At 67.1% G+C, this 12,437-nt stretch carries 13 protein-coding genes; all 13 read left to right on the plus strand.

The genetic code is table 11. From position 1 onward, the window contains the following. The first annotated feature begins 89 nt into the window (after positions 1-89). The 13 genes from EYE42_RS15625 to EYE42_RS16535 all read left to right on the plus strand — a co-directional run bounded on the left by EYE42_RS15625 (position 90) and on the right by EYE42_RS16535 (position 12,257). Positions 90-1,118 carry a TAXI family TRAP transporter solute-binding subunit gene (locus EYE42_RS15625; protein ID WP_130992244.1) on the plus strand — a complete coding sequence of 343 codons (1,029 nt, stop codon included), beginning with the start codon at positions 90-92 and terminating at the stop codon, positions 1,116-1,118. An 88-nt stretch (positions 1,119-1,206) separates the two neighbouring features. Then, positions 1,207-3,156, plus strand: a complete 1,950-nt coding sequence (locus EYE42_RS15630; RefSeq protein WP_130992245.1) for a TRAP transporter permease — start codon at positions 1,207-1,209, stop codon at positions 3,154-3,156. Next, a complete protein-coding gene (locus EYE42_RS15635; RefSeq protein ID WP_246020853.1) occupies positions 3,156-3,902 on the plus strand; it encodes a sulfite exporter TauE/SafE family protein in 747 nt (248 codons plus the stop codon). Before EYE42_RS15630 ends, EYE42_RS15635 begins: the two co-directional genes overlap by 1 nt. After that, positions 3,895-5,121 (plus strand): NAD(P)/FAD-dependent oxidoreductase, encoded by a 1,227-nt coding sequence (locus tag EYE42_RS15640; RefSeq protein WP_130992247.1) that lies wholly within the window; start codon positions 3,895-3,897, stop codon positions 5,119-5,121. Before EYE42_RS15635 ends, EYE42_RS15640 begins: the two co-directional genes overlap by 8 nt. A 10-nt stretch (positions 5,122-5,131) precedes the next feature. Continuing rightward, complete coding sequence (locus tag EYE42_RS15645) at positions 5,132-6,127, plus strand: amidohydrolase family protein (RefSeq protein ID WP_130992248.1); 996 nt, start codon at positions 5,132-5,134, stop codon at positions 6,125-6,127. Between the two features lie 16 nt (positions 6,128-6,143). Next, positions 6,144-6,464 carry a non-heme iron oxygenase ferredoxin subunit gene (locus EYE42_RS15650; protein ID WP_130992249.1) on the plus strand — a complete coding sequence of 107 codons (321 nt, stop codon included), beginning with the start codon at positions 6,144-6,146 and terminating at the stop codon, positions 6,462-6,464. 17 nt (positions 6,465-6,481) lie between these two features. Next, a complete protein-coding gene (locus EYE42_RS15655) occupies positions 6,482-7,294 on the plus strand; it encodes a 2-keto-4-pentenoate hydratase (RefSeq protein WP_130992250.1) in 813 nt (270 codons plus the stop codon). A 1-nt stretch (position 7,295) separates the two neighbouring features. After that, positions 7,296-8,225, plus strand: coding sequence for an acetaldehyde dehydrogenase (acetylating) (locus EYE42_RS15660; RefSeq protein WP_130992251.1), 930 nt, complete (start codon positions 7,296-7,298; stop codon positions 8,223-8,225). Between the two features lies 1 nt (position 8,226). Further along, positions 8,227-9,264 (plus strand): 4-hydroxy-2-oxovalerate aldolase, encoded by a 1,038-nt coding sequence (gene dmpG, locus EYE42_RS15665; RefSeq protein ID WP_130992252.1) that lies wholly within the window; start codon positions 8,227-8,229, stop codon positions 9,262-9,264. Between the two features lie 12 nt (positions 9,265-9,276). Then, on the plus strand, positions 9,277-10,113 hold the full coding sequence (locus EYE42_RS15670; RefSeq protein WP_130992253.1) for an alpha/beta fold hydrolase: 837 nt from the start codon (positions 9,277-9,279) through the stop codon (positions 10,111-10,113). Between the two features lie 18 nt (positions 10,114-10,131). Next, entirely contained in the window at positions 10,132-11,115 is a 984-nt protein-coding gene (locus EYE42_RS15675; RefSeq protein WP_130992254.1) for a PdxA family dehydrogenase, read from the plus strand. Between the two features lie 5 nt (positions 11,116-11,120). Then, positions 11,121-11,852 carry an SDR family NAD(P)-dependent oxidoreductase gene (locus EYE42_RS15680; protein WP_165455829.1) on the plus strand — a complete coding sequence of 244 codons (732 nt, stop codon included), beginning with the start codon at positions 11,121-11,123 and terminating at the stop codon, positions 11,850-11,852. 270 nt (positions 11,853-12,122) lie between these two features. Next, complete coding sequence (locus tag EYE42_RS16535) at positions 12,123-12,257, plus strand: hypothetical protein (protein WP_281277830.1); 135 nt, start codon at positions 12,123-12,125, stop codon at positions 12,255-12,257. Positions 12,258-12,437 lie beyond the last annotated feature (180 nt).

A 12,437-nucleotide genomic window follows, 5' to 3' on the forward strand; every position in this document is an offset into this window, starting at 1 on the left:
CGGCCTGCCTGCGGGGTCTAGCCTTGCCGGCGGGCCGCAGGCCACAGCTTCGGAACTGGAAACGACCACAACAAAATGGGAGGAACTCTATGACCACTCTGTCTCGCCGCCGCCTTCTTGGAACCGCCTCTGCCGGTCTTGCCCTGATGGGCAGCGGTCTGCCGCTGCGCGCGCAGATCATGTCCTTCGACGACAGCCCCATCACAGCGACGATCGCCGGATATTCGTCGCGCGGTATGGTCAGCATCCTGGGCGAGGCCCAGGCTGCGGTGGTGCGGGAAGCCTTCCCCGGGTCGAATGTGGTCTATGAGCCGGGCAATCCCGCGGGATCCTTCGTGGCGGTCGTCAACGGCGAGCGCGAGTTCGCCCTGGAATCCACCATCGAAGTGCTGATGGCGGCGCGCGGGGAAGAGCCCTTCCCCGAATCCTTCGAGGGCCGCTTCTGGATGGTGACGATGCTCAGCCCGGACCTGACGCTGGCTCATGTCTATGGCCGCAAGGAGTTCATCGAGGAAAACGGCATCACCAACCTGACCGAGATCCGCGACCGGCGCATCCCCGTCCGCCTGGGGATCAACCAGCCGGGCAACCTGTGGGCGCGCGCTCATGTCCATGCGATCCTAGAGGCGCACGGGATGACCACCGACGACATCGTGTCCTGGGGCGGCACGCTGATCGAGCAGAACACCGGCTCGACGATGGATCTGATGCGCCAGCAGCGCGCGGACATCGAGATCACCGGCGGCTTCGTTCCGGTCGGCACCATGATCGAACTTAACAGCACCCATCCCTTGGCCTTCGTGCCCATGACCCAGGAACAGGCGGCCGCCGCGGCAAAGATCATGTCGGTGAATGTCGGCGCGATCCCGGCGGGAAGCTATGAATGGCAGACCGAGGAACTGCACACCCCGGCCAGCTCGCACATCGTCATCGCCGGCCCCGCGGCGACTGATGAACAGGTCTGGAAGCTGTGCAAGGCGCTCGATACCCGTCTGGACACCTATCACTCGATGCATCCGGCGCTTACCGGGGTCACGCGGCAGAATATCGTCCCCAATATCCCGGGCGTGCCGCTTCATCCCGCTGCAGAGGCCTATTTCGCCTCTCGCACGCTCTGAACAAAGGCGCCGCGCGCTGCCTGGCGGCCTGCAACGTCCCGTTTTCGTTCCGTCCGGTTCGCAGATCGACCTGTAGAGGGAGAAGACCTTGCGTAATTTCCTTGCTGGCCTGCTCTCGGCAGGCTCGGGGGTGCCCTTCACCCCCACCACCCGCCTCGTTGCCGTGGTCCTTGCCCTGCCGCTGGCCGCGTTCCAGGTCTGGCTGGCCCTCTGGGGCGTTCTGACGCCGATCCAGATCGGCCTCGTGTTCATGATCCCGATGCTGATCATCGCCACGCTGACGTCGGGGCCGCGTCCGGACTCCACGCGGATCGGCTGGTTCGAATACGCGATGGCGGTGGCGGTCGCGATGGCGGGGGCCTATCTTCTGACACGGAGTGTCAGCTTCTCGACCTGGATCCTCGGCATCAGCCGCTTCGGAATGGCGGATCTCGTCTCCGGCGCGGTCCTGATGTTCGTCGTCCTCGTCATCATGAAGCGCCGGGTCGGGCCGGGAATGACGCTGATCGTGCTGTTGCTGATGGCTTACCTGGCCTTCGGGCATGTCCTCGACGGCTTCCTCTATCACCGCCCGTTCTCAACCGCGGAGATCATCGAGCAGTCGGTGATCAGCGTGAACGGAGGGCTGTTCGGGACCCCGGTGGCCGCTGCGGCGCTCTATGTCTATCTGTTCGTGGTCTTCGGCAAGATCCTCGAGGCCAGCGGCGGAGGAAAGTTCTTCTTCGACCTTGCGGCGGCGCTGACTGGGCGGCTGAGTGGCGGCGTGGCCAAGGTCGCCGTCGTCTCGAGCGGGCTTTTCGGGATGATTTCCGGCAGCCCGACCTCGGATGTCGTTACGACCGGATCGATCACCATTCCCATGATGAAGCGGCTGGGCTATCCGGCCCATACGGCCGCGGCCATCGAAACCGTCGCTTCGGTCGGAGGCAGCTTCATGCCCCCGATCATGGGCGCGGTGGTCTTCATGATGGTCGAGTTCACCGGCATCTCCTATGGCGACATTGTCTCGAGCTCGATCGTGCTGGCGCTGCTTTATTACGTGGGCGTGATGGCGCAGGTGCATTTCTTTTCGCTCCGCTACGACCTGGGCGCCTTCGAGGGCGAGATCCCGCGCATCCCCCGGGTGCTGCGCGAGGGGTGGATGTTCCTGATCCCCATCGCCGCCCTGGTCTATCTGATCGAAGCCGGCAAATCAGCGCAGTTCAGCGCCGTCATGGCGATCGCCCTGGTCATCGGGCTGAGCAGCTTCAGCCGGCTGCGCGAGAACAGAATCGGTCCGCGCAGGATGGTCGATCTGCTGGTCGAGGCAACCGCGATGATGGCGCCGCTGATTGCCGCGGTCGCGGGCGCCGGCCTTGTCGAGCAGGTCCTGAACGTCACCGGCCTGGGGTCGAAGGTGTCGTTCGTGATGTTCGAATTCGCCGATGGCAACAAGCCGCTCATCCTGCTTCTGGCCGCAGGCGTGACCATCATCTTCGGCATGGGGATGCCGGTGCCGGCGGTCTATGCCCTGGCCGCGATCCTTCTGGCGCCCGGCATGACGGGGGCCGGGTTCGGCATGCTTGAAGCGCATCTGTTCCTGGTGTGGTTCTCCGTGGCCTCGCATCTGACGCCGCCGGTTGCGATCGCGGCCTATGTGGCCGCAGCCATCGCCGCGGCCGAGCCGATGCGAACTTCGCTCTGGGCGGCCCGGTTCGGCATTCTGGTCTTTCTGTTACCCTTCGCCTTCGTCCTGCGGCCGGGGCTTCTGATGCAGGACGACATGGCCTCTATCCTGGAAGACGTGGTGATCGTCACGATGGCGTTGTGCTTCATGGCCCCGGCGGTGGTCGGCTTCTTCAGGACGGTGCTTCCCGGCTGGCTGCGCGTCGTTCTGCTTGGCTGCGGAGCCATCGCCCTGTTTAGCGCGGCGATGCCGTGGCTGGCCTGGAGCGCCGCCGCTGCCGGCCTGATCCTTCTGCTGTCCAGCACCTTCTTTGGCTCGGGACAGCAGGTGCTGGACACCGCGCCCCTTTCCGCAAAGCGACGCTCATCGTGATGGACCCCGAGATCCTGCTTCTGATCGCCGCGGCCTTTCTTGCGGGGGGCATCATCAAGGGTCTGTCGGGGATCGGGTTGCCGATGGTGGCCCTGCCGATCCTGTCCTTCGGCGTCAGCGTCCCGGTGGCCGTGGCCCTGACCATGGCGCCGATCCTGGTGACGAACGGCTGGCAGGCGCTAATGAACGGGCGCTTGCGACAGGTGGTCCGGCGGTTCTGGCCGATGCAACTGGTGATGGCGATCACCCTGATCTTGGCGACAGGCCTGCTGAAGCGGATCGACAACGATGTTCTGCTCATCATCGCGGGCGCTATCCTGACGCTGTCGGTGATTGCGCTGATGACAGCGCGCGGCTGGACCATTCCTCCTCGGCTGGAACGGCCGATCGGCGTCGGGGTGGGGTTTCTGGCAGGCGCCATCGGGGGGGTCAGTTCGCTGTTCGGGATACCGATCATCGTCTACATGTCCAGCCTCGGGCTGGAGCGGTCCGAGTTCCTGACCTCGATCTCGGTCGTCTATTTCCTCGCAGCCGTGCCTTATGTCGGCGGGTTGCTGTTCGTGGGGGGCATTCCGCCGGCGGTGATGATGGTCTCGGCCCTGGCTGTCGTACCGGCGATGTTCGGCATGATGGTGGCTGGCCGCTTCGTGCAGCGCCTCGACGAGGCCCGGTTCCGGTATCTTCTGAACTGGCTGCTGATCCTGCTGGGCATCAGCATGATGGCAAGGGGGTTCGTGAATGTCTGAAAGGCATGTTGTCATCGTCGGTGGCGGGCAGGCGGGCGGGCGCGTCGCCCTGTCGCTGCGCGAGGCGGGGTTCCAGGGGCGCATCACCCTCGTGGCCGAGGAAGCGCACCCTCCCTACGAACGCCCGGCCCTGTCCAAGGGCCTGCTGACCGGCGAGGCTGAACCCGACACGACACTGCTGGCGCCTGCCGCGCATCTGGCCCAGATGGGCGTCGCCCTGATCACGGCGACCCGGGCGACAGAGCTTGATGCGGTTGCGAGGCGTCTGTTGCTAGAGGACGGGCGCCGTCTTGACTTCGATGATCTGGTGCTGGCGACCGGTGCCAGGCCGCGGCGCCTGGTCCCCGAAGGCGCGGCCGGGCCGCTGCCGGTCCTTCGCCGCATGGACGAGGCCCTGGCCCTGCGCGAGCGGTTGCGGCCCGGGACGACGCTTGCCGTCGTCGGCGGGGGCGTGATCGGCTTGGAACTGGTGTCAAGCGCGCTTGCCCGCGGGGTCCGGCCGGTTCTGATCGAGGCCGCCGACCGCCTCATGGCTCGGCAGGTCGGCCCGGCTGCCTCGGCCTTCATCGAAGCCCGACACCGGGCCGCGGGAACCGAACTGCACCTGGGTCGGACACTGCGACGGATCGACCCCCGGTCCCTCGACTCTGGCCCCGGGGTCTTCGTGCTGACGCTGGACGATGGCACCGCGATCGCCGCCGACGCGGTCGTGGCGGCAATCGGTGTGGTCCCCGACATGGCCCTGGCCGAGGCCGCAGGGCTGGCCTGCGAGGACGGGATTCTGGTCGATGCCGAAGGGCGCACCTCGCAGCCCGGCATCTGGGCTGCGGGCGATGTCGCCCGGGCCGTGGTTCCCTGGTCGGACCGGCCTGAGCGGCAGGAAAGCTGGCGCAATGCCGAGATGCAGGCCCGTCGCGTCGCCGCCTCTATCCTGGGTTCGGACCCGGCGGGCGACGACCTGGTGCCGGGGTTCTGGTCCGATCAGCTTGGCCAGAGGTTGCAGTCCGAAGGGGTCTGCGCGGGAACCGAGATCGTGCGCCTGTCAGGGGATGGGCGGTTCGCGGCCTTCCACCTGCGCGACGGGCGGCTGGTCGGCTGCACGACCTTGGACAACCCCAAGCTTGCGACGCTGGCGCGCCGCGCCATCGGCCGCGGCCTCGAGATTGACCCTGCGGCTCTGGCCGATCCCGGGGGCGATCCCCTCCGTCTGCTGCGGTGAGGAGGAAGCGATGCCCGACACGGCAGTGACGGATTTTCACACCCATGTGGTTCCGGCGGACTTCCCCCCCCAGAGGGGCGGGGAGCCACTTTGGCCTTCGATGCGCCGCCTCTCGGACAGCGAGGCCGAGGTGATGATCGCCGGACGTGTGTTCCGGCGCATCGACGCGCGGTCCTGGGATGTGAGGGCGCGGCTGTCGGACATGGACCGGGATGGGGTGGACAGGCAGGTGCTGTCGCCGATGCCGGAACTGCTGTCCTACTGGTTCGCCGACCATTCGGCCCAGGGCTTCTGCGCGCATCTGAACGCGTCGCTGGCCGAGATGACGGCGGCGCGGCCGGACCGGTTCGCCGCCTATGGCGCGGTCCCGATGCAGGCGCCCCGGTTGGCGGCCGGAATGGTCCGCGATCTTGCTGCGGCCGGTTTCGCCGGGATCGAGATCGGCAGCCATGTGAACGGCCTGCCGCTGGGCCACCGCCAGTTCGACCCGGTCTACGAGGCGGCTGAGGCCGAAGGCATGGTGGTGATGGTCCATGCTCTGCACCCCGCCGGGCTGGAGCGCGTCGGGGCGGGCGGCGATGCCGCGGTGTCGCTGTTTCCCCTGGAATCGACGCTGGCCGCGTTGTCGATGCTGACGGGGGGTGTGCTGGCGCGGTTTCCCGGCCTGAAGGTCGTGCTTGCCCATGGCGGCGGCGGGCTGGCGATCCTCTCGGCGCGGCTGGCGCAGGTGCAGGCCGCTGTGGCGCCGCCCCATCTTGCCGAATGCGGCGGCGATGCGGCCGACCTGTCGCGCCGCTTCCACCTAGACAGCATCGTCTATGACCCCGAGGTGCTGCGCTTCCTGGCGGCGCGCCAAGGGCTGGGGCGGGTGGTGATGGGATCGGACTATCCCTTCGCGGTCATGCAGAACGATCCGGCGGGCTTCGTGCGCGAGGCGCTCGGCCCGGGGGCCGCGGCGGTGCTGTCGCGGCGCCCTGATCTTTCCGACGACGTTTCCAACTGCTGAAAGGAACCTTCACGCCGTGACCTGGACAAGACTCTGCTCCATCTCGGATATTTCCGAAGACGACGGGCTGCGCATCGACCGTGACGGGCGCGGCCCCTTGGCGGCATGGCGGGTCGGCGATGCGGTGTTCGTGACCGATGACACCTGCACCCACGGACAGGCGTCGCTGACCGAAGGGGGCATCCTGGACGGCTTCCAGATCGAATGCGGCCTGCATCTGGGGGCGTTCGACGTCCGCGACGGCAAGGTGACCTCGGCCCCCTGCACGATCCCGCTGAGGGTCTATCCAGTCCGCATCGAGGCGGACGAGGTCTTTGCCGCCCTGAACGACACCTAATCAGGAAGACGACACCCATGAGTTTCGATACAGCAGATATTTCTTCGCCCGAGGACGCGATCCTGGCTGCCGCCGCTGCGCTGTGGAAGGCGCAGGAAAGCGGCCAGCCCTGCGCCCCGCTGCGCAAGGGCCTGGCCGCGCATGGGGTCGATGCGGCCTACCGCGTTCAGGAAATCAACATCGCCCGCCGCCTGAATCGGTCGGTCCGCCCGGTCGGGCGCAAGATCGGGCTGACCTCGCCGGCGGTGCAGAAGCAGTTGGGCGTGAATGAGCCCGACTTCGGGGTGCTGCTGTCGGACATGGTCGTGCCAGATGGCGGCGTTTTGGCCGCGGGGGCCGTCCTGCAGGCCAAGGCCGAAGGCGAGATCGCCTTCGTTTTGGGCGAAGACCTGGACATGCTCGCGCCGACCGCGGCCGAGATCCTGCGCGCCACCGCCTTCATCATGCCCGCCATCGAGATCGTCGGCAGCCGGATCGCGAACTGGGACATCTCGCTGATCGACACGGTGGCGGACAACGCCTCATCGGGAATGTTCGTGCTGGGCAGCCCGGCCCGCGCCCCGCTTGGTTTCGACTTCGCCGACTGTGCCATGCAGATGACCTTCGACGGCAAACAGGTCTCGACCGGAACTGGGCGTGCCTGCCTTGGCAATCCCGTGAACGCGGTCGCCTGGCTGGCCGGGCGCATGCACGGCCTCGGCGCTCCGCTGCGCGCCGGCGAGGTGATCTTGTCCGGGGCGCTCGGCCCCATGGCGGCCCCCGCGCCCGGGACGGCCGTCGAAGTCATTATTTGCGGCCTTGGCAAGGCCGCATTCGCTTTGGAGGTCTGACATGAGACGCAAGGTAGCGATCATCGGCAGCGGCAATATCGGCACCGATCTGATGATCAAGGTGATGCGCGTCTCGAAAATGCTCGAAATGGGCGCGATGGTCGGGATCGACCCCGAATCCGAGGGGCTGAAGCGCGCGGCCCGTCTGGGTGTCCCGACGACCGCGGCGGGCATCGATGGCCTCCGGGCCCTGCCGGGCTATGGCGAGATCGAGATCGTTTTCGACGCGACATCGGCAGGCGCCCATGCCCGCCATGACGCGCTGCTGCAGGTCGACGGCAAGCGGGTGATCGACCTGACGCCCGCTGCCATCGGCCCCTATGTGATCCCGACAGTCAACCTGCAGGCTCATCTTGGGGCCACCAACATCAACATGGTGACCTGCGGCGGCCAAGCGACGATCCCGATCGTCGCGGCAGTCGCCTCGGTGGCGCCCGTCCCCTATGCCGAAATTGTCGCCTCGATATCTTCGCGATCAGCAGGGCCGGGGACGCGCGCCAATATCGACGAGTTCACCGAAACCACCGCCCGCGCGATCGAGGCGGTCGGGGGTGCCGCGCGCGGCAAGGCAATCATCATCCTGAACCCTGCCGAGCCGCCCATGATCATGCGCGACACGGTGATCTGCCTTGCCGACAGCGACGACCGCGACGCGATCCGGGACGCGGTGCATCGCATGGCCGAGAGCGTCAGGCGCTATGTCCCCGGCTATCGCCTCAAGCAGGAGGTGCAGTTCAGCGCCGTCCCGGCAGAGACGCTGGAGCGGATGGGCGTGACGGGCCTGGCCGCGCCCGTGCAGGTTTCCATCTTCCTGGAGGTGGAGGGCGCGGGCCACTACCTGCCGAACTACGCCGGCAATCTGGACATCATGACCTCGGCCGCGCTGCGCGCCGCCGAGGAGATCGCCGCCAGGATGAAGGAGCACACCTGATATGGACCGCAAGCCACTCTACCTGCAGGATGTGACGCTCCGCGACGGGATGCACGCGCTGCGGCACAGCTATACGCTCGATCAGGTCCGCACGATCGCCGCGGCGCTTGATGCGGCCGGCATCGACGCCATCGAGGTGGCGCATGGCGACGGGCTGACGGGGGCCAGCTTCACCTATGGCTTCGGAAGGCACAGCGACCTGGAATGGATCGCCGCTGCCGCCGAGGTCGTGCAGAACGCGCGGCTGACGACGCTGCTGCTGCCGGGCATCGGCACGCTTCACGATCTGCGCGCCGCCCATGAGGCCGGGGTCAGATCGGTGCGCATCGCCACCCATTGCACCGAGGCCGATGTCGCCGCCCAGCACATCGCGGCGGCCCGCGACCTGGGGATGGACGTGGCCGGCTTCCTGATGATGGCGCACATGTCCCCGCCCGAGGCCCTTGCCGCGCAGGCCAGGCTGATGGAGAGCTATGGCGCGCATTGCGTCTATGTGACGGATTCCGGGGGGGCGCTGACCGAACGCGGGATGCGCGCCCGCGTGCGCGCCCTGCGCGACGCGCTGCGCCTTGAAACCGCGGTGGGCGTTCACGCCCATCACAACCTGTCGCTGGGCGTGGCCAATTCGATCGCCGCGATCGAGGAAGGGGCGGTCCGCGTGGACGGATCGCTGGCCGGTCAGGGGGCCGGCGCCGGCAACGCTCCGATCGAGGTGCTGGTCGCGGTGGCGTCGCTGGACGGCCATCCGGTCAGGGCCGATCTTTACGCGCTGCTGGATGCGGCCGAGGATCTGGTACGTCCGATCCAGGACCGCCCCGTTCGCGTCGATCGCGAAACCCTGACGCTGGGCTTTGCCGGGGTCTATTCAAGCTTCCTGCGCCATGCCGAAAGCGCCGCGCAGCAATACGGCGTCCGTGCGCGCGACATTCTCGAGGAACTGGGACGGCGAAAGATGATCGGCGGGCAGGAGGACATGATCGTGGACGTCGCCCTCGATCTTCTTCGGCAGCGCGAACACGTCGCAGATGCAACGCAATAAGGAGCAATGACTATGACATCCAGCACGACCGATCCCGAAATCGGCAAAAGCGTCGAGGCCGCCGGGCTGAAGACCAACTATCTGGAAGAGGGCAGCGGCTTTCCCGTGGTCCTGATCCACGGTTCTGGTCCGGGCGTGACGGGCTATGCCAACTGGCGCTTCACCATTCCCGTCCTGGCCCGCCATTTCCGGGTGCTCGCCCCCGACGCTGCAGGCTTCGGCTATACTGAGCGCAAGCCGGGCCAGTCCTATACTCTGGATGCCTGGCTGGACCACCTGGAGGCATTCCTGGACGCGGTCGGCGTGGAGCAGGCGCACTTCGTCGGCAATTCCTTCGGCGGTGCCCTGACGGTCGGACTGGCCGCACGCGCCCCGCAGCGGGTCGATCGTATTGTCCTGATGGGCGCCGCTGGCCTGGAATTCGATCTGACCGAGGGTTTGGACGCCGTCTGGGGCCATGAACCCTCGGTCGAGAACATGCGCCGGATGATGACCGAATATTTCGCCTTCAATGCGGCGCTAATCACCGACGATCTGGTACGCTCGCGCTATGAGGCCAGCATCCGCCCCGGATTCCACGAAAGCTTCGCCGCCATGTTCCCGGCGCCGCGGCAGCGCCACGTGGCCGCGCTTGCCACCCCCGAGGACAAGGTCGCGGCACTCACTAACCGCGCCCTGCTGATCCATGGACGCGACGACAAGGTGGTGCCGCTGGAAACCAGCCTCCGCTACCACCAGCTTCTGCGCAATTCGGATCTGCATGTTTTCGGCAATTGCGGGCACTGGACCCAGATCGAAAAGCGCGACCAGTTCAACGCGATGGTGTCGGACTTCTTCCGCGCCGAGTGATCCCAGAAGGAGAAGCACATGCCAGCAAATCCCTGCATCGGTGTGATGATCGGCGATCCCGCCGGGATCGGTCCCGAGGTCTGCGTCCGCGCGCTGGCTTCGGGGCGGCCGCAGGCGCGCGGCCGGATCGTCCTGATCGGATCGGCCGAGGTGCTGCGCCGCGCCGCCGGGCTGACGGGGGTCGATCTGCCGGTGACGACGGTTTCCTCGCCCGAGGAGGCGGCCTTAATCCAGGGGATCGCCGTGATCGACCCCGGGGCCGAAGTCGGCGCCGCCTTCGAGATCGGCAGGTCGTCGGCAGAATCGGGCCGTGCGGCGAAGGCCTGGATCGACCGGGCCGAACAGCTTTCCAAGGACGAGCGGCTGGACGGCTGGATCATGGCGCCCGTGGATACCGGCTCAATGCGCATGGCCGGGGTATTGCAAGAGCTTGACGATCTGCAACCCCAGGGAACCTTCATGTTCCGCATGAGCGGCCCCCTGCGCGTGGTTCCGATCGCGGAACATCTGCCCATGCGCGCGGTCGCGGCCTCGGTCACGGCCGAGCGTATCTCGCATGTGGCCCGCATGACGCGCGACCACCTGATCCGGTGGGGCATGGCCAGCCCGCGTCTGTCCGTCGCCGCCCTGAACCCCCACGGCATGTTCGAGGAAGACCGAGACATCATCGCCCCCGCCGTCGCCGCCCTGCGGGCCGAAGGGCTGGACATCGCCGGGCCGGTCTCGCCAGACGCGGTCTTCCGCCAGTGCATCGAGGGGCGGTATGACGCGGTCATCTCGATGTATCACGACCAAGGGCAGATCGCACTCAAGACGGCGGCCTTTGCGGGGGCCTGCACCGTCTATCTAGGCCTGCCCTATGTGCAACTTTCCGTGCCCCACGGCACGGCCTTCGACATCGCGGGCAAGGGCGTCGCGCAACCCGATTCGATGATTGCGGCGATGACCACGGCCCTGTCGCTGGCGGGCGGCGTCGCCTTCCTGGATGAGGCCACGGAATGACGGCGGTGGCTTCGAGGTTGGCGGTGGTGACCGGCGGGACCGCCGGGATCGGACTTGCTGCGGCTGCGGCCCTGGCGCGGGACGGCTGGCGAGTGATGGCCTGTTCGCGCCGGCCGCCGGACGCCGCGCAGATGCCCGAGGGCATCGAACCCGTGTCCTGCGACGTGGCGGACCCGGGTTCCGTGGAGGCCCTGGCCGAACGGGTGTCGCGCCACGAGGCGCCGCTGGTTGCGGTCATCAACAGCGCCGGCATGGCCCTGCCCCGCGCACCGTTCCTTGAATCCACCGAGGAACAGATGCAGCGGATATTCGAGGTCAATACCTTTGGAACAATCCGTGTGCTGCGCGCCCTTTTGCCCCTAATGGGTTCGGGGGGCACGGTGGTGAACCTGTCCAGCACTCTTGCGGCGCGGCCGCGGCCGGGTTCGGCCCTCTATGCCTCGAGCAAGGGCGCTGTGGAACGCTTCTCGACCGCCCTGGCCAGCGAGGTGGCCGACCGGGGCATCCGCGTGCACGTGATCGCTCCGGCCCTGGTGCGCAGCGAAATCTGGCTTCGCGCCGGCATGGCCGACACGGATTACGAGGCCCTGCTGACCGCCCGCGGCCGCGAGTTTCCGCTGGGCCGCGTCGGCGAACCCGAGGACGTGGCCGAACTGATCCGCTACATGGTCTCGGACCAGGCCGCGTGGATGACGGGAAACCTGATCCAGGTGGATGGCGGCGCCATGCTGCGCTAGGTGTGAACTCTCAGGAGGTTGTTCACTTGGATCGGGGTTAGGCTGCAATCGCCAAATTCCAGCCGAGGACCCCAAGGATGAACAACCCGCATCAGAATGCCCGCATGACGCTTCACAGTCGAGAACAGATCGTTGCTCCTGTTCTTGCTGGCCAGAACGCGGCGGAGGTCGCGGCGCTTTTAAACTGCGCAGGCGCTCCCGCCCGCGTTTCGGGACAGCTGACCGAGGCGACAGTCGCGCTGATGGTCTATTTGCGCCGGAGCCTGCGGGATGACCGGGGCGACGATTGTCGCGAAGCTGTGGCTGGCTCGATCCACCGTGGCGCGCTGGCTCCGGCGCGAAGGTCTGGAGCGGCTTGCACAGATCGATCCGCCCGCGCCGGTGCGCCGCTATCAGCATGATTGACCGGGCGAACTGATCCACCTTGATATCAAGCAGCCGGGCCGGTTCAACCAGCCGGCCCACCGCGTCACCGGCACTCGGGTCGGGTGCCGAAACCGGGGTGCAGGCTGGGACTTTGTCCATGTCGCCGTCGATGACGCAACGGGGCTCTCCCATGTCGAGGTGCGGGGCGACGAGCGCAAG

It is taken from the genome of Paracoccus subflavus (genome assembly GCF_004310345.1).
Taxonomy (GTDB): Bacteria; Pseudomonadota; Alphaproteobacteria; order Rhodobacterales; family Rhodobacteraceae; genus Paracoccus; species Paracoccus subflavus.